The sequence below is a fragment of the Rhizobium bangladeshense genome, from assembly GCF_001662075.1.
In the GTDB taxonomy this organism is placed as follows: Bacteria; Pseudomonadota; Alphaproteobacteria; order Rhizobiales; family Rhizobiaceae; genus Rhizobium; species Rhizobium bangladeshense_B.
Genome location: NZ_LYPL01000002.1, coordinates 527,292 through 544,950, shown reverse-complemented (window position 1 = coordinate 544,950; position 17,659 = coordinate 527,292). Strand labels below are relative to the sequence as shown.

General features: G+C 62.3%; 15 protein-coding genes and 1 tRNA gene. 2 read left to right on the top strand and 14 right to left on the bottom strand.

Going from position 1 to position 17,659, the window contains the following annotated elements; genetic code table 11:
- Window positions 1-50: 50 nt before the first annotated feature.
- The 7 genes from A7X77_RS06610 to bcsN form a co-directional block, all read right to left on the bottom strand.
- A tRNA-Pro gene (locus A7X77_RS06610) sits at window positions 51-127 on the bottom strand.
- 99 nt (window positions 128-226) lie between these two features.
- Window positions 227-895, bottom strand: coding sequence for an HAD family hydrolase (locus A7X77_RS06605; protein WP_064682176.1), 669 nt, complete (start codon window positions 893-895; stop codon window positions 227-229).
- Between the two features lie 66 nt (window positions 896-961).
- Window positions 962-3,289 carry a hypothetical protein gene (locus tag A7X77_RS06600; RefSeq protein WP_064682175.1) on the bottom strand — a complete coding sequence of 776 codons (2,328 nt, stop codon included), beginning with the start codon at window positions 3,287-3,289 and terminating at the stop codon, window positions 962-964.
- Complete coding sequence (locus A7X77_RS06595) at window positions 3,286-4,332, bottom strand: glycosyl hydrolase family 8 (protein ID WP_064682174.1); 1,047 nt, start codon at window positions 4,330-4,332, stop codon at window positions 3,286-3,288. Before A7X77_RS06595 ends, A7X77_RS06600 begins: the two co-directional genes overlap by 4 nt.
- Window positions 4,329-6,779: a cellulose biosynthesis cyclic di-GMP-binding regulatory protein BcsB gene (locus A7X77_RS06590; protein ID WP_064682173.1), complete on the bottom strand. Its 2,451-nt coding sequence runs from the start codon at window positions 6,777-6,779 to the stop codon at window positions 4,329-4,331. The genes A7X77_RS06595 and A7X77_RS06590 overlap by 4 nt, the downstream gene beginning before the upstream one ends.
- Entirely contained in the window at window positions 6,776-8,968 is a 2,193-nt protein-coding gene (gene bcsA / locus A7X77_RS06585; RefSeq protein ID WP_064682172.1) for a UDP-forming cellulose synthase catalytic subunit, read from the bottom strand. The genes A7X77_RS06590 and bcsA overlap by 4 nt, the downstream gene beginning before the upstream one ends.
- A gap of 164 nt (window positions 8,969-9,132) precedes the next feature.
- A complete protein-coding gene (gene bcsN / locus A7X77_RS06580; protein ID WP_064682171.1) occupies window positions 9,133-10,113 on the bottom strand; it encodes a cellulose biosynthesis protein BcsN in 981 nt (326 codons plus the stop codon).
- Between the two features lie 318 nt (window positions 10,114-10,431).
- Between bcsN and A7X77_RS06575 the strand changes: the two genes are divergently transcribed.
- The gene (locus tag A7X77_RS06575) at window positions 10,432-10,743 is read left to right on the top strand and encodes a DUF1236 domain-containing protein (protein ID WP_009996268.1); all 312 of its coding nucleotides are present in this window, start codon (window positions 10,432-10,434) and stop codon (window positions 10,741-10,743) included.
- A 35-nt stretch (window positions 10,744-10,778) separates the two neighbouring features.
- On the opposite strand, the gene A7X77_RS06570 is transcribed toward A7X77_RS06575, so the two are convergent.
- Window positions 10,779-12,425 carry an ATP-binding protein gene (locus A7X77_RS06570; RefSeq protein ID WP_064682170.1) on the bottom strand — a complete coding sequence of 549 codons (1,647 nt, stop codon included), beginning with the start codon at window positions 12,423-12,425 and terminating at the stop codon, window positions 10,779-10,781.
- Between the two features lie 378 nt (window positions 12,426-12,803).
- Between A7X77_RS06570 and A7X77_RS06565 the strand changes: the two genes are divergently transcribed.
- Complete coding sequence (locus A7X77_RS06565) at window positions 12,804-13,151, top strand: response regulator (RefSeq protein WP_064682336.1); 348 nt, start codon at window positions 12,804-12,806, stop codon at window positions 13,149-13,151.
- Between the two features lie 11 nt (window positions 13,152-13,162).
- Here the strand turns inward: A7X77_RS06565 and A7X77_RS06560 are convergent, their stop codons facing one another.
- From A7X77_RS06560 to A7X77_RS06535, 6 genes are all read right to left on the bottom strand, one after another.
- Window positions 13,163-13,705 (bottom strand): MerR family transcriptional regulator, encoded by a 543-nt coding sequence (locus A7X77_RS06560; RefSeq protein WP_064682169.1) that lies wholly within the window; start codon window positions 13,703-13,705, stop codon window positions 13,163-13,165.
- 150 nt (window positions 13,706-13,855) lie between these two features.
- On the bottom strand, window positions 13,856-14,194 hold the full coding sequence (locus A7X77_RS06555; protein ID WP_064682168.1) for an integration host factor subunit alpha: 339 nt from the start codon (window positions 14,192-14,194) through the stop codon (window positions 13,856-13,858).
- A gap of 104 nt (window positions 14,195-14,298) precedes the next feature.
- Window positions 14,299-15,270: a beta-ketoacyl-ACP synthase III gene (locus A7X77_RS06550; RefSeq protein ID WP_064682334.1), complete on the bottom strand. Its 972-nt coding sequence runs from the start codon at window positions 15,268-15,270 to the stop codon at window positions 14,299-14,301.
- A gap of 20 nt (window positions 15,271-15,290) precedes the next feature.
- Entirely contained in the window at window positions 15,291-16,337 is a 1,047-nt protein-coding gene (plsX, locus tag A7X77_RS06545) for a phosphate acyltransferase PlsX (RefSeq protein WP_064682335.1), read from the bottom strand.
- Between the two features lie 99 nt (window positions 16,338-16,436).
- Complete coding sequence (locus A7X77_RS06540; protein ID WP_064682167.1) at window positions 16,437-16,991, bottom strand: YceD family protein; 555 nt, start codon at window positions 16,989-16,991, stop codon at window positions 16,437-16,439.
- 11 nt (window positions 16,992-17,002) lie between these two features.
- Entirely contained in the window at window positions 17,003-17,593 is a 591-nt protein-coding gene (locus tag A7X77_RS06535; RefSeq protein ID WP_082928772.1) for a ubiquinol-cytochrome C chaperone family protein, read from the bottom strand.
- Between the last annotated feature and the right edge of the window lie 66 nt (window positions 17,594-17,659).

Sequence of the window (17,659 nt, the reverse complement as noted above, 5' to 3'; positions counted from 1 at the left end):
CGGCGCCCGCCGCTAAACTGACATTCTGACTGGGATTTCAAGGGGATAAATGGTCGGGGCGACTGGACTCGAACCAGCGACCCCTTGACCCCCAGTCAAGTGCGCTACCGGGCTGCGCTACGCCCCGACCTGCCGAAACGGCTTGCTTCGTTTAGTTTTTCGGCGCGTGCAATGCAAGCGGAAAAAACCTGCCTCCCACAAAAAGGAAGCAGTTCGCTGGCAACAATCAGATCGCGGCGATCTTCAGGCGGCCTTCGGCGGTCTGGCGGGGCTGCCACGCCTGATAGTTGGCGATCGAGAAATGCGGGGTTTCGAAGGGCGTGGCGTGAGTTTCGGTGATGACAGTGACGTTGGCGCCAGCCGCCTCACCGGCAAGGATGCCGGCGACGGCATCTTCAAAGACCAGGCATCTGGCGGGATCGACCCCGAGGCGGCTGGCGCCGAGCAAATAACCTTCGGGGCTGGGCTTGCCCGATTTGACTTCTCCACCGCTGACCATGACCTTCGGCATCGGGATGCCGGCGGCAGCCATGCGGCGCCTGGCGAGCTCGATCGGCGCTGAAGTGACGATCGCCCATCGGTCTTCGGGAATGGCGTTCAGGAAGCGGACGGCGTCCGGGATCTCGACGATGCCGGAGACATCCTTCATCTCCTCGGCCAGCAGCAGATCCGCCTCGTGGGCCGGATCGACGCCCGGCAGGCCCAGCCCGCGGATCACGTCGGAGGCGCGGATGCCGTGGATCGTCTTCAGGAAGACCTCCGGCTCGAGACCATGGCGTCTTGCCCATTCGCTCCAGACGCGTTCGACGACGGCTATGGAGTTCAGCAGCGTTCCGTCCATATCGAAGAGAAAGGCGTCATAAGACCTGTCGAGGATGTCGTGGAGAGCGGACACGGGGGTTTCCTTGCGAGCGCGAGGCAGTAGGCAGGCGAGTAGCCGAGAGCAGCGGCGGCGTCAATGTCAGTCATTGACGCCGGGATGGATGATGTTCCGCAGATCGGCGAGGCCGCGGGTGGCATCCCGATTGCCGGTCGCGGCGGCGGCTTGGAAGATGCGGCCCGCATCATCGTACATTTTCAGATTGAGATAGGCGTAGCCGCGCAGAACCATCAGATCGATGCGCTCCTGCTGCAGCTGGGCGCGCTGATCGAGATAGATGAGGGTTTCGCGATACCGGCCGGCGTCGAAGGCCTGCAGCGCACGATCGGCGAGGATCGCCACCTGCAGTTCGGCAGCGCGCTGGCGGCTTTGCGGCGCCTTGGTTGCCGCGACGGCGGCATTGCTGGAAAGACCGGCGCGCAGATAGGCAAGGCTCTGGCCATAGGCCGCGTCTTCGCGGATCTTGCGGACCGGGCTCTGCAACGCCGTCTCGAAAGCCGGGATCGCCTCCATCGGCCGGTTAATCTCCATCAGGCACCAGCCGCGCGACAGCGCCTCGGACGGCCCGAGTTGCCCCGCGTCGATGGTCGTCGAGCAGCCCCGCGCCCGGCGCGGACCGCGCTCGACCGCCACCGTCTGCATCGCCGGCCGTGCGACCCGAACGGAGACTTCCGGCTCCGGCTGCGTTGAAGCGGCCGGGGGCTGCGGCGGCTCTGCCGGCTGAGCCGGCTGCTGCGGGGCAAGCGGCGGCTTTGCCGGCTGCGCGCCGGCATTCGACACCCGCGTGTCTTCAAGACTGGCGATGCGTGCCGACCGGCCGGCCCAGGCGCGCTGGAGGTCGAGCACTCCCTTGCGGTCGTTCAGCTGCTCCCGGGTGACGGCAAGGCCATAGGCGGACGGTTCGTCGTCCGGTTTCCAGGCAAGCGCCGTTTCAAACCAGCGCGCGGCAGTCTGGAACTGGTTGAGAGAGCGTGCATACCAGCCGAACTGCTGCGCCGTCGGCACATATTTGCGGGCAATCACCTCGGCGGCGACGCGGTGCAACACCTCTTCGGTGAGATCGGCGGGCGGCTGCAGCGCCATCAGATTGGCGGTAGAGGCAAGATAGGTCGAGGTCGCATCGTCGGAATCGGCGCGCCAGCGGAACATCACGTCCTCGGCCTCCTGAGGCGCCCTGCGTGCGATCAGCGCCAGCGCCAGGCCTTGCGAAGCGACTGCCGTTTCCTCCTTGGCTCGGGCGGCGCGAAACCACTTCTCGGCATCGGCAGGGTTGTTGCGGCGAAGCTGGTACCAGCCGAGCAGCAGCGCATCGGAGGCGAGACCTTCGCTTTCTGCCAGCTTTTCGAGGCGGGCGATGTAACTGGGCGCGATGGCAAGCTTCGGATCCTCATTGCTCTCGGCCACGAAGCGTCGGGCGAGGTTGTCGCGGATCGCGTCAAATTCCCTGCCGCCGTCGGCAGCGGGCCTCTCCAGCGCCAGCAGCGTCTGCATCGGCTGATAGTCAAGCAGCGTCGAGGCTTTTTCGACCGTCGCCCGCCGTTCGGCCGGATCGCCGCAATTCTTCAGTATATAGGCATAGGCATCCTGGCCGCGCTGCGATCGCTCGGTGCGAACGAAGGCCTCGGCGACGCGCCAGAGCACATCGACCTCGCTGCAGGTCAGCAGGCTCGGCGTCGCGGCGCCAATATCGACCACGGTCGCATATTGCTTGAGATCCGACGCGTTGATGAGACGGGCGCGGGCTTCGGCGACATCAAGCCGATCGAGCAGATCGGTCGGCGGCTGCCAGCCGGCATCGGCGGCCTCCCGGTCGGCGATCGCCCTGCGTAGCTCCGCATAGCGTCCATCGGAATAGAGCTTCCACATGGCTTCGAGCTGTTTGTCGCGGTTTTGCGGCACGGCGAGCGGATCGGCCGGCGGAACCCAGTTCGGATAAAGCGCCTGCAGGCGGGAGATCTCAGCCTGCAGACGCACTTTGTCGCCGCGGCTGGCAAAATAACGAAGCGCGCTTTCATCGACGTCAGGCTGCGGCGGCGCTGCCGCCTGTGGCGGCGCCGGCGGCTCGGTGACGATCGCCGGAGGGACGGGCGCCGGTTCACCGGCTGTCTGAGGCGCCTCGGATTGCGCTACTGCAGGCGGCTCTTTTGCGACGTTCCGCTCAGGCGTGTCCGGTGCGGGTGGTTGCTGAGAGGTGATCGCCTCGATCTTGTCGGCGACGGCCTCGGCATTGAAGTCGGGATTGCCGGCAGGAGCGTCGGACGGCTTGATGCGGCCCATCATCATCAGCTCCGGCGCCGGCTTGACTGCAGGAATGCCGAACCTTTCCTGCAGGGTGGCGCGATCCTTCAACCCGGTGACGAGGGTCGCTACCACGGCTGCCGCTGAAATCGCCACGAGAGAAGACTTCACAGACACTCCGGATGCTTCTCCCCGATATAGGCCAGCCCCAGCAGTTGAAGCGTGGACGGATAATAGAGTGCGGGCGCAAATTGCAGGGCGGAGACCGGCAGCTTGGTCCCGTCGACTACACAGGCCACAACATCGTTAACAATTCTATAACCAGGATCGGACAACACGGTCTTCGGCCTGCCGGTGGTCAGATCGATGGTTGCTGGAATGCCATCCTGCAACATGCCCTTTCGCAAGCGGGTCAGCAGCGCCTTGTCCGTGATGCCGCCGCGCGCGAGATAGAGCGGAATGCGAAGGGCATTATAGGCGAATTCGGCGTCGAAACCCTCCGCCGGGCGCGGCGGGCCGCTGAGGCTGACCCATTCGGCAGGAAGCTTGCGCGGACCGAACTGCATCGTCTTCAACAATGCCACGCCATCATCCGACAGTTCTTTCCAGGCATCCGACGGGGCAAGTGCGGCCATCACCGGAATTGCCTCATAGATCCAGTAGGAGGGGTTGATGACGGGGCCGTCCTTGCGGTCAGCGGCGGTAAAACCTTCGCTGCCCGGCAGCAGCAGCATTTGGCCGGCCGAGCGCGCGACTGTTTTGGCGAGCAGCGCCTGGGCCATGCGGGAGGCCGCCAGGATATAGTCATTGCGGTTCCACGCAGTGCCGGCAAGCGCCAGCGCATAGGCGATCAGCATGTCGCCATCCGTGGCATTGTTGGTGTCCGTCACGTGCGGCTTGACGTTCGGATCCCATTTCCACACGGCCAGGCCATCGTCGCGCAACAGCAGTTCGGTGCGAGTAAAATACCAGATCTGCTCGAAATCGGCGGGGCTTGCCGAGAGATAGGCGAGCAGCATGCCATAGCCCTGCCCCTCGCTGTGGCTGATATTGCCGTTGCCGTTATCGATGATGCGGCCGCTCGGATCGAGAAACTTCGCCTTATAGGCGGACCACGCATCGGCGTTGATCATCGCCTGCTGCGCGGCGGCCGGCGGGCTTGCGAGGGCGAACATGGCCGTCGCCGCAACGAGGAGCATGCGCCACAACCTCATTTCGACCGGCCCAGATTTTTCAGCATGCGCGATGTGCTGATGCCGATCAGCAGCACGAAGGCGACGAGCAGGAAGGCGTAGGAGAGAATATTCGTCGACAGCCAGTTGGCGGCGATCAAACGATAGTTGGAGATCGACCAGGGTGTGGAGGGCACGAAATCGAAGCGGGTGACGGGCACCGTCTCGATCTTGGCCGTCTTGCTCGAATAGGTTGTGATATGTCCCGATATCTGTGGCCAGTTCATCTGCGCGGTCAGGACCTCCAGTCCCTCGCGCAGATCTTTCGCCGAGGGCGCCGTCACCACGGTCCATGCGCCCGCGCCCGCGGGGCTGGAGCCCTGGGCAACCAGCAGCGTGGCCATATTTGGCGGCGTGAAGATCTCTTCGGCGCCGGGGATGAATTGCAGCGAACTGCGGGTAATATCGAAATTGCGCCCCACCCATTCGCGGAAGGCGGTGACCTGTCCGCGCAATAGGCCGCCGCTGACCTTGGAATTCCATTCCTCGAAGGCCGCGCCGGTATCGACGACGCCGGGCTGCGCGTCGACCACGGGACGCCACGAGGCCTGGCTCGCCGTGGAGACATTGGTCTGCGACAACGCGGTCGCCGGCATCTGCGAGATCGAGCCGATGAAGATTGCGTCGCGATCGCCGATCGTATTCGGCGAGGCCACGCTCTCGACGGCGATCGGATGGCCGGCCATGATCGCCATCTGCCCGAGCAGGGTGGCAGCGGCCGACAGCGTGTCGGCGTCGGTGCGATCGATGAAGAGTGGTGTCGGCTCGGTGGCCCGACCATAGGGATAGGCGGTGCCGGCCATGGCGGCCAGGTTCGGAAGCTGACCGACGCGGGCAAAATCCGGGATATGCAATTCAGAAGTATCGAACAGGGCAAAGCGCGCATTGGCATCGGCGCTGCTGCCCGGCGCGCAGGCGGCATCGCCCTTCGTCATCAGGATCGCCTCGATTGCCACCGTATTGAGACCCGGCTTGAAGTGACGCATGGTCACGCGGATCGGCAGATGGCGGAGAATGCCGCCTGTTGTCGAGGTGAGCGGCACTGTGGAGGCGATGTTGTCGTTGACGTAGATATCGATGTGGCTGCCGGGCTGAACCTTATCGGTATAGGCGGCGTCGAGCAGCACCTTCGCCTCGCCATAGGCATTGGCATAAAAATCCGCCGGCACGGCGACATTGAAGCTGGTCCGGAACCGGCGGCCGGAGAATTCGGTGGTTTTTACGCCGAGCTGGGACAAGGGAATGCCGGTATCGGAAAAGATCAGCGGTGCGTTCGGCGTGCTCCAGCGTTCGGTGGTCAACACGTCGCGGCGGACATCGGCGGACCTGTCCACCGGCGAGACGATGGTATCGATCGCCGAGGAGACCGCCTGCCAGGAAGGACCGCTGATCAGAAGCACGGGCGAGCCGCTGCGCGGATCGGTAACGAAAGCGGCGAGCGGCGCACTTTCGGCGCCGGGCGGCAGGCCGGGAAAGAGCGGCCGCAGCTCCGCCGCGGTGCCGACGAGCACACCGAGCCTGCCGGGACCGGCAGCCGGAAGGGAGGCGGTATTGAAGGCAAAGATCTGGTTCGGCATGCTGCTCAGCACCGACAGGCCCTGCGTCAGCCGCAGCAGCGGCTCTGTGGTTCCCGGCTGCTCCAGCGCCGGGACGACGATATCGAACTCCGTCTTGCCGGCGCCGTCGACGCCGATGGCGCGAATTGCGTCGGCGCTCGATAGTTCCGCGGCGTTCCTGCCGGCGAAGCTCAGATAGGTTCCGGCCGGATCGATGTTCGACCAGAGTTCATAGGTGGATTGAATGCTGCAATCGGTGCGATGACGCTGATCGGCCTGGAAGGTGACGACGTTGGCGCCCGGCTGCAGCAGACCCGAGGGAACCTCGAACGTGACGGCCGATGGGGCGTCTGGCGAGCCGACGCGCTGCTGGCCGATCGGGCGATTGTTGAGATAGACGGTCAGCGTCGAGGCCTCGGGCGCGACGACGATCGAGTTCTGATAGGCGAAGGTGAAACTTGCCTTGGCCGCCGCCTGCTCGGGCGTCAGATAGACGGACCATGAGCGGCGGTCGTATTCGCCGCCGAGGCTGAATTTCGAAAAGGGCACAAGATAATGCCTGATATCGCGGGGGCTCGGCTGCGAAGCGGCATTTGCAGCCGCGCCAGGCTGGGGCGCCGACGCCGGCTGCCGCTGGACAATGATCGGTGCAGGAACGGGCGCCGGCGCTGCCGGTGTCGCCGGTGCGGGTGTTACGGAAACTGCAGGCGTGACGGGCACCGGTGCTGCCACCGGCGGAGCGGGCGGCGTCGGCCTCGGGGCGACGGACGCGCCGGGCGGGCGCTCGCCGGACATGTCGAAGGGCGCCGTCTGCGCCTGGACGAAGGCGGAAGCGTTCAGCAGGAGAAGCGAAGCGGCGACGATGCTTTTCATCCGGCATTGACCTTTGCCGCCTGCTGCTGTGCCTCCCGCTCCGGCCGCATGCTGCGGAAGAGGTAAACGAGGCCGCGGCTGGTTTGATAAAGCGACAGGCCGAGGAACCAGATGGTGCCGCGGATCAGACCCGGATTGCGGCGGCGCGAGGTCTGGAATTCAGTCCACTGGCCGGAATTGGCAAACATCAGGTCGGCGATCAGCCGGTGGTCGAGGGCGCTTTTCGGCACATACTGGCAACCGACATTGCTGATGTCGCCCGACGGCTCGATGTTGCGGACGATAAGCGGCAGGGTTTCCAGCTCCGCGCCGCTATAGGGCCGGAAGCGCATTTCGGCAGGTGCGCCGATGATCATCTCATCGAGGTGTTTGTTGAAGATGTGAAGCCTGGCGCCATGGACGGAAACGTCCTCGATCGAGGCCGCGTACCATTTGCCGTTGGCGCCGAATTCGCAGCGCCGGTTGACGCGGACGCGGCGGGACAGGGCGCGCTCGCCGCGTTCCGACACGACGCCCAGCGCGCAGCCGGCCATGATCAGGTTGATGACATTCCATCCGCCGACGACGAGCGTGACGTCGGCCTTATAGGGTTCGGCATAAATTCTGTAGAAGGTGATGACGAGCGCGATGATCTGCACCGCAAAGATGACGAAGAACGGACGGCTGATCTCCGACAGGCGGCTGACGGCAATCGATTCGTCCTTGGCGGTGACCTTGAAGGTCGGCTTCCTCGGATTGAGCATGACGGAGACGACCGCCGGCAGCAGATGCACCGTCTGGACATATTCGTAGAGTTCGGAAATCCACGGCCAGCGGAATGAACCATAGAGGTAGTTCTGCATCATCAGGTTCACCAGCATATAGGCAAACGTGTAGGCCAGGAACTCGCCGCCGGAGGCGGTGAAGATCTCCAGATCGAAGAACAGATAGAAAAGCGGCGCAAACAGAAAAATCGTGCGCGGGAATGGGAAGAGCCAGAATAGCGTCGAGGACATGTAACAAAGGCGCTGCGGGATCGACAGCCCGCGTTTGAGCAGCGGGAAGCGGAAACGCAGGATCTGCATCATGCCTTGCGCCCAGCGGCTGCGCTGGCCGATGAAGCTTGCGAAGGTGGCCGGTTGCAGGCCGGCGATCAGCGGCTTGTCGACATAGATGCTGTTCCAGCCACTGCCATGCAGCGCTAAGGCCGTCTCGCAATCCTCGGTGATGCTGATGCCGGAAAAGCCGTTCTGCGATTCGAGCGCCTTGCGGCTCAGCACAGCGGCCGAACCGCAGAAGAAGGCGGCGTTCCATTTGTCCAGGCCGCGCTGGATGATGCCGTAGAACATCTCGTTCTCGCTCGGCATCTTGTCGAAGGTGCGCAGGTTGCGCTCCAACGGATCCGGATTGATGAAGAAGTGCGGGGTCTGGACGAGGAAGAGCTTCGGATCGTCTTCGAAATAGCCGACAGTCTCGAGGAGGAAGTCGCGGGCCGGCGCGTGGTCCGCATCGAAGACGGCGATGAGTTCGCCGGTCGAATGTTTCATGCCGTTGTTGAGATTGCCCGCCTTGGCATGCTCGTTGCGGTCACGCGTGAGATAGGTGACGTCAAGATCCTGGCAAAGCTGCTTCAGTTCGACGTGACGGGCGGCCGCCGCCTGAGCCTCGAGCAACTTGCCGGAATTGCGTTTCTGCAAGGTGCCGCCATCGTCGAGCAGCCAGACATGCAGCTTATCGGCCGGATAGTCCATGGCCTTGGCGGCAGCCAGCGTGTTTCCGAGAAGGCCGGAATCCTCGTTGTAGGAGGGCACGAAGACGTCGACATGGGGCAGACGCCCGGGATTGGCGGCACGCGAAGGGCGCGGCGGCAGCGGTGTGGCGACGATGAAAAGGCTGAGCGCCAACATCGCCACGCTATACATTTCGGCAAGATAGAGCAGCAGGCCGGGAATGAAATTCTCAGGCTGGTTCACCGGCGGCAAAGTGTTGGTGGTGCGCCAATAGACGTAGCGCAGCACGATCGACGTGCCGAAAGCGAGCGCCACCAGGCGCCACGTCCCCTCGCCCTTCAGGATCTTGATCAGCGCCATCACCGTGACAACCGTGATGCTGGTGATGAGCTGGGTCTGCAGGTTAACCGGCAGGGTGATCAACACGATCATGCAGAGCGAAACCAGGGCCCAAATGAAGACGCTGCGGGCTTTGCGCATCAACGTTCCTTCGAAATTACTCCGCCGAGGCATCGTCCGACACCCGGGCACCCTTGCCGGAACAGGATGATTCAGGTCAGCTCGCCCAAATCATCCTGTTCCAAGTTAAAGAGTTAGAACAGGATGCCGCCCGAAAACCGATCCCCGCCTTTCGGCATCACGCTCTATCTCCGGCAGACGGCCGTCATGGCCGCGTCGCCTATGCAGTCCGGTGAGGGCACGGTGACCCCGATCGCCCTTGCCGATTGTTCCAACGGCACGGCGACCGCCTCCGGCGCCACGCTCGTCTGTGGCGCCTCGCCCGGCAGCGGCACACGCGGGCCGATGGGCGCCGGGAGAGGTGCGGCGCCTTGCGCCGGCTGGCGGCTCGGGGCGCTGCGAAGCGGAGCTGTCCGCGGCCGACGGGCGACGACAGGCGCCGGCTCATACCCGATTGGCACAGGACTGGCGCGATATCCGCCCTCGTCCGGATAGATCGGATTGCCGGTACGCCCGAGCGCCGCATCGGCGGGCGGCGGGGCGCCATAGGGGTTCCAGATCACCCCGTCGAAGGTGCCCGATATGGTGTAGCCGTAGACGATGCCGAGCAGCTGGCGCTCGGATGCGCGCGCATCGCATAGGCGCAGACGCAGCTGGATCATGCCGAAATTGCGGGCCTGCGTATTGGCGGCCGCACTCGAGCGGATCTGTTGCCAGGCAAAGATGCAGGCATCGCCGGCGCGGCTTCGGCCGGAGGCATAGCCGAATGGCCCATAAGCGTTCTGCAGGAAGGTCGCCGAAGTCGCCATCGGCACGCCGGGGGCCGCGTGGGACATTTCGCGGGCAATAGCGCTCTCGTTGATCAAGCGGAAGCCGGCATTGCCCGTTCCGGGATTGGCTCCGGAAGCGCCGAAAAACTGGATCTTCAGAAAATTCTGGCCGGGCACCGAGGAGGACGTAAACAGGGAGACCGTCTGTTCGACACCATTGCCACGCTTGCGCTCGACGACGCTAACAATCGACGGGCCACCCGGCGGCGGCAGAACCAGCGCCTTTTCAGGCGCCACCGTCTCCGGCCCGGAAGGCTGTCGCACACCGCCGGTCGACGTGCAGCCGGCCATCACGCCCGCAACTGCCACCAGCGATATCGTCTTCCGCAAGCGCATGTCTCGAGCCGCCGCAATCGTTTTTCCAGATATCCATTCGCGAACCGAAACGCGACGGACCTTCGAATCAACGACCAGCCGGCCGTTCACCTGACATAAACCGCCGACATGGTTAACGAAGGGTAAAGAGCCCGACCCTGCTGCCACCGGAAGACTCGCACTGAATGTGATTCGGACAGCTCAACCGTATGGAGCATAAATTGACTTAGCAACAGGGAATCGGCTCCCCGCCTCTGCCACGACGGCAAGCTGGTGGCGGAACTATGCCCTATGGGCGGCGTTGCCTTGATGTTCAGAGTTCAAAAAGGAGAACATCCCATGCGTAAGATCATGCTGGCTACCGCCGCCATGCTGACCATCTGCTCGGCCGCCTTTGCACAGAGCACCGTCGTTGTCACCGATCCCGCACCAACCGGCTCCGTCGTCCTGCCCGGCGAGGTGCGCACCTATGTTATGGAGCAAAACACGCCATCCGTCGTCTATGATGGCGAGATCACGGTTGGCACCACGCTGCCGGACACCATTGAGGTCCATACTGTGCCCAACGCCGACTATGCCTACACGGTCGTCAACGAGCGGCGGGTGATCGTCGAGCCGAAGACGCACCGCGTGATCCAGGTTCTTGAATAAGGAGTGAGGGCGGGAGATGCACGGCGTGTGCCACCTCACGCCCCCTCGTCTCCCATCCTCACCGGCATATTCAGAAGTTCGCGGATCTTATGGGCGAGCTGCTCCAGGCTGAAAGGCTTGGCAAGCAGTGAAACGCCGTGATCCAGCACGCCATTGTGAACGATGGCATTGCGCGTGTAACCCGTGGTGTAAAGGATCCTGATTCTTGGCCATTTTTCCTGAACGGCGTCGGCAAGCTGACGCCCGCTCATCTGCGGCATCACAATATCGGTAAAGATCAGGTCGATATCGGAATTCTCCTCAAGAAGGAGAAGCGCCTCTACGCCGCTTCCCGCCTGCAATACGGTGTAACCGAGCTCATGCAGGCTTTCGGCGGTCATGGTGCGGACGTGTTCATCGTCCTCCACCACCAGGATCGTATCGTTGACGCTGCCCTGGGGAATCGGCTGGGCGCCGGCGGCAGCGAGGCGTGCATCCGCCTTGCCGACATGGCGTGGCAGATAGATCTTTACCGTCGTTCCGCGGTCGATCTCCGAATAGATCTTGATGTGGCCGCCGCTCTGCTTGATGTAGCCGTAGACCTGGCTGAGGCCGAGGCCAGTCCCTTTGCCGGGTCCTTTAGTGGTGTAAAACGGATCGAAGGCGCGGTCGATCACGTCAGGCGACATGCCGGTGCCGGTGTCGGTGATGCTGATCATCACATACTGGCCCGCTTCGACCTCCGAATGCATCCGTGAATATCGCTCATCCAGTTCGGTATTCGCAGTCTCGATCGTCAGATGACCGCCGCCGGGCATAGCGTCGCGCGCGTTGACGGCCAAGTTCAACATGGCGTTTTCGAGTTGGCTCAAATCGGCAAAGCTCGGCCAAAGGCCGCCGGCGAGCACGGTCTCGATGCGGATATGTTCGCCGAGCGTGCGTCGCAGCAACTCCGACATGCCGCCGACCAGCTTGTTGATGTCGATCACCTCCGGGGCGAGCGGCTGCTGGCGCGAGAAGGCGAGAAGGCGCGCCGTCAGCACCGCGGCCCGCTGGGCTCCGTCTCTGGCATTCTGAAGGGAGTTCAGCAGGCGTGGATCCTCGTGTCCGGTCATGCGCCGCTGGGCAAGATCGAGATTGCCGATGATGATCGCCAGCATGTTGTTGAAATCATGGGCGACGCCGCCTGTGAGCTGACCGATCGTCTCCATCTTCTGCAGCTGGCGGACCTGCGCCTGGGCGGCGGCATTCTCGTCCATCTCGTGCCTGAGTGCGGCAGTGCGCTCAGCCACCGTCTCCTCCAGGCGCGCGTTGAACCCGTTGAGCTCGGAGCGGAGGCGGCTCTGCCTGCCATGGGCGATGATGATCATCTCCATCAGTCCGATGATGATCGCCGCATTGACCAGATAGGTCGAAAGGCCAACCCATTGGCCTGCGCTGACCGGCCAGAATGCGTCATGCGGCTCGACGAAAAAGTGCTGAACGACGAAGGCCGCAACCATGGCCGCAACGAGGCCCGGTCCTGCGCCGCCGATGAAACTGGCGAGCAAGATCGCCGGGAGGAAACTCAGGAAGGGAAAACCGGAGAGATGATCGCTGGCGGCGAATCGCAGAAGAAGCGTCAGACCAACGAAGGCAACCGCCAGCGGATAGGTATAGCCCGGCCTATGACGCAGCCAATCCGTGGCACTCAGCAAATCCATTCCATACCCCTTCTCACAGCGCCGCGCGTCCTTTCAGACGCACGCAAAGGACGCTGCAACGCTTTGAATTACTGCATAATTCTTTCCGTAAAGCGATTCCCATTTCGCCAATTTTTGCAGTAGGCGTCGCTGAAATGGCATCCCAGCTTTTGCACAACGAATTTCGCCGGGCAATATGCTGTTTCGAAAAGCGCGGCGCGATCTTTCAGATTCACTTGCCGCGCCTTAGGCTTTCATGTTTACACATATCGTGCCGTAAAACCGCAGCGCGGCTTTTGCGCAACAGGTTTTACTACCGCTGCGTGCAACATCTTGACGAGCAGCACAAGCGGTCCACATAAACTTCGTGCCCAGCAAGGGGAATGGGTGGACGGGATCATGAAAGACATATTCATCGTCGAGGACGATGCGCTGATCGCCATGCTTCTCGAGGACATGCTGAGCGATCTCGGCTATCGGGTTTGCGCGACTGCGCCCGATCTGGAACGGGCGCTCGCAGCTGCCAGGGACACGGAGTTCGACGCCGCCATCCTCGACGTCTCACTTGCCGGCCGGAGTTCGCTGCCGGTCGCAAAGCTGCTCGACGAGCGCGGCAAACCCTATCTCTATGCGACGGGCTATGGCAGTGCGCCGGAAGGCAGCACTCCTAGCACGCTGCCGGTGCTGCGCAAACCTTTCCAGCTCAACGAGCTCGAACAGGCGATGAAGCTGCTTGCCGAAGCCTGAGGAGCGTTTTCTCAACGCACCTGATCGAGCAGACGCTTGCATTCGAGGAGGTCGTAAAGCGCCTCCTGCAGCAGCGCCCTGTCTTCCTTGCCGATGCTCGACTTGCCGATCGAGACTTCCGGCTGATCGTCGTCTCCGGCGACGAAGTTGAAGAACCGGCGGGTGATGGGCGGTTTGGCGCGGCCGACAATCTGGTCCTCCTCGGCCATGCCGACGCGCGGCTCGCCCGATCCCGTCTCCTGCACGCCCGAGGCAAGCGCCTCGACGCTGGCGAGGTCGCCATGGCCGACCGATATGACGAACTTGTTGCCGTTGGTCTTCAGCAGCTTCTGCACGCCCTTGATCGTATAGCCGTGATCATAGAGCAGATGCCGGATGCCCTTGAGAAGGTCGACATCCTCTGGCCGGTAGTAGCGACGGCCGCCGCCGCGTTTCATTGGCTTTATCTGAGGAAACCGCGTTTCCCAGAAACGCAGCACATGCTGCGGCAGATCAAGATCGTCTGCGACTTCGCTGATGGTGCGAAAGGCATCGGGGCTCTTGTCCAACGTCATATGCTACGCAACCTCGCATGCTCGATCCAACGGCGACTCACCATATTTCAAAGGTTTGGCGTCGACAATTCAAGTCATGCGTCGACGTTGCGCACAGGCGATGGATGATGCGGGAGAAAAAAGCCGTTCCGAGCAGGCGGAAGACCGATATCAGAGAGCCGGATTCTGCGGCTTCAGCTTGACCTTGCGAGCGACATGCGCCTTGAGGATGCGCGTCTTCAGCACGTTCGATGCCTTGAAGGTCATGACCCGGCGGGGAGAGATCGGAACCTCCTCGCCGGTCTTCGGGTTGCGGCCGATCCGCTCGTTCTTGTCGCGAACCTGAAAGGTGGCGAAGGAAGAAAGCTTGACGGTTTCACCACGCACTATGGCGTTGCAGATTTCGTCGATGACGGTTTCGACAAGTTCGGCGGATTCTGTCCGGGAAAGCCCAACCTTTCGGAAAACGGATTCCGCCAGGTCTGCTCGCGTCACTGTTTTTCCGGTCATGGTCCCCGCCCATTACAAATTATTTTGTGAAAGCGTTCGAAGAGTATTTGTCTTGCGCCTCACGGTCAAGCTCTTGTTCGCCGCCAGTTTTTTAGGATTTGCGCTTACCAGCGCAACAGAACGGCGCCCCAGGTGAAGCCGCCGCCCATCGCTTCGAGCATCACCAGGTCACCCTTCTTGATGCGGCCGTCTCCGGCAGCGGTCGCAAGCGCGAGCGGGATCGAGGCGGCCGAGGTATTGCCGTGCAGATCGACCGTCACGACGACCTTTTCCGCATCGATATTCAGCTTCTTCGCAGAACCATCGATGATGCGTCGATTGGCCTGGTGCGGCACCAGCCAGTCAAGATCTTCGGCGGTGGTGCCGGTCGAATCGAATGCAGCCTGGATGACATCGGTGATCATGCCGACGGCGTATTTGAAAACCTCGCGGCCTTCCATGCGCAGCTTGCCGACGCTGCCCGTGGTCGACGGTCCGCCGTCGACATAAAGTTTGTCCTTGTGCGAACCGTCGGAACGCAGATGCGCGGTCAGCACGCCGCGGTCGGCAGACGTCCCCTCGCCTTCGGCCGCCTCCAGCACGATTGCGCCGGCGCCGTCGCCGAAGAGCACGCAGGTCGTGCGGTCGTTCCAGTCGAGAATGCGCGAAAAAGTCTCGGAGCCGATCACCAGGACGCGTTTTGCCAGGCCACCGCGGATATAGGCGTCCGCAGTCGTCACCGCATAGACGAAACCGGTGCAGACGGCCTGAACGTCAAAGGCGAAGCCGTGGCGCATGCCGAGACGGTTCTGGATGTTGACCGAGGTCGCCGGAAACGTGTTGTCGGGCGTCGACGTGGCGCAGATGATGAGATCGATGTCGGCGGGCGTCAGGCCGCCATTTTCGAGCGCCGCCCGCGCGGCCGCCTCGCCGAGCGAGGCCGTCGTCTCGTCGTCGCCAGCCACGTAACGCTGGCGGATGCCGGTGCGCTGGACGATCCACTCGTCCGACGTATCGACGATGGCTTCCATATCTCGATTGGTCATCACGCGCTTCGGAAGTGCGGCTCCGAACCCGCGAACCACTGAACGGATCATATTCGATTGAACCCCATCGCTCATGCCGCTTCCGGGCCCATCGGGGGCAGGCGCTTGGCATGATATTTCTTAAGATCGTTTTCTATTTTCTGATTAAGGCCGTTCTTGGCCATGTCGTAGCCGACCTCGATCGCGGCGGCGATGCCTTCGGCATTGGCGCCGCCATGGCTCTTGATGACGATGCCGTTCAGGCCGAGAAACACGCCACCGTTGACTTTGCTCGGATCGAGTTTCTCGCGAAGCATGTCGAAGGCGCCTTTGGCGAAGAGGTAGCCGATCCGGGCGAGCAGCGTGCGCGACATGGCCGCACGCAGATATTCGGCGATCTGCTTGGCCGTGCCTTCGGCGGTCTTGAGGGCGATATTGCCGGAGAACCCTTCGGTGACGACGACGTCGACGGTCCCCTTGCCGAGATCGTTGCCCTCGACGAAGCCGGAATATTCGAGTGAATCGATATTCGCCTCGCGCAAAAGCCTACCGGCCTCCTTGACCTCTTCCTGACCTTTCACCTCTTCAACGCCGACGTTCAGAAGGCCGATCGTCGGGCGTTCGATCTCGAAAAGCGCGCGCGCCATGGCGCCACCCATCAGGGCGAAATCCATCAGCTGCTGCGCATCGGCGCCGATCGTCGCGCCGACATCGAGCACGATGCTCTCCCCCTTCAGCGTGGGCCAGATCGCCGCGATCGCCGGGCGTTCGATATTGGCCATGGTGCGAAGACAGAACTTCGCCATCGCCATCAAGGCGCCGGTATTGCCGGCCGAGACCGCGACATCGGCATCGCCCGTCTTCACCGCCTCGATCGAACGCCACATGGTGGAGACATAGCGGCCGCGGCGCAGCGCCTGGCTCGGCTTCTCTTCCATGCTGACCGCAAGCTCGCAATCGTGAAAGACCGATTTTTCCTTGAGTCTCGGAAATTTGGCGAGAACAGGATCGCACTGTTCCTTAAGACCGTAAAAAACGAAGGAAATATCCGGATGCCGATCCAGCGCCTTGGCAGCGCCGGGGATGACAACCTGGGGACCAAAGTCGCCACCCATGAGGTCGAGAGATATTCTGATCACGCGTCCCTGATCCTTCTTTCCGCCGAGGGGCGAAATTTCGGCCAAAATACTGGTTTTGGCGTCGCATACAACTGAATTGTGTCAAATGCCAGCGAGGCTTCAGTCCTTTTTCCAGTCCTTGAGAACCGCGAAAGCGGAGGGCTTTTTATCGTTCTCGCCGCTATCTTCGATATGACCTTCGAACTCGACGCCCTCTTTGCGCGGATAGGGGTCGATCGCAAGAGCGGCGAATTCCGCGACTACCTCGCCGGCATCGATCGTATCGCCGACAAAGGTCTCGGGCAGGTCAGGACCGTCTGGATCGAGCAGCATTTCACCGGCGTCATTGCCGGGCTGGCGGGCAAGCTTGGAGCCCTCGGGCACGAAAATCTGCTCGAAGTTTTCGTCGATGGCGGCTTCGACCGGTTCCAGCGTCACGACGCAGGACTGGACGATCTTCGCCTGCACGCGACCCTTGACGCGCACTCCGTCGCGCTTCCAGCGGCCAATCTGCAGATCGGCGCTCAGATCCTCGACGGAGACGACGTTCCAGGCCTTGGCGAGCGCCTTCAATTCGCTGGCGTCGGCCTCGATATGGACCTCGACGGGGTTGGCGGAGATATGGCCGACCTTGACGTGATAGGAGAAGGGAACATCGTCCCGATCATTCTTCATTATTTCCTCCTTCAAGCGACCGGCGGCAGCGTTGCCGAGCCGCTGGCGATCATCTCTTCCGGAACGGCGGACAGATGGGCTTCTGCCGCCACCATCCAGCCGGCAAGGCCGGACATGTCAGCCGGTGCGGGGCTTTCGGGGTAGATATTGCGCTGAAGCGCCAGCGCAAGCGCTTCGCGATCGCCCACATCCATCGCCTTCGAATAGGCTTCGAGCCGGCCGTAGAACATGCCGGCGAGCTTCTTCATGCGTTTCGGCACGCTGTTGTCACCGATGCCGAGTTCGCGGATCGAATAGTCGATGTCCTGGAAAAAGGCGTCGACGATCTCCTGGGCGATCTCCTGGCCGCTGACGGCAGAGGCGCGCGTGCGGCGAAAATACAGAATCATCACGATCGACAGCATTTCGAAACGGCCCATGACCGTATCCGGCACATTGAGCCGCTCATAAAGTTCCGGCATGCGCGCGGCGGCCGTCAGCGCCGCATATTGCCTGTCGACGATCGCGTGATTGTTGTTTTTCTTGCGGAAGAGTCCGAAGATCATTGTTTTTTCCGGAAATGCCTCAATCTTCACGCCGGCTGGCGTCTGGCCTTGTTGCATGATTTCGAAAGCTGGTTTACCGAAGCAGGCGCGAATTGCAATGCCGATCGTGGCCAGTTTCGGGAC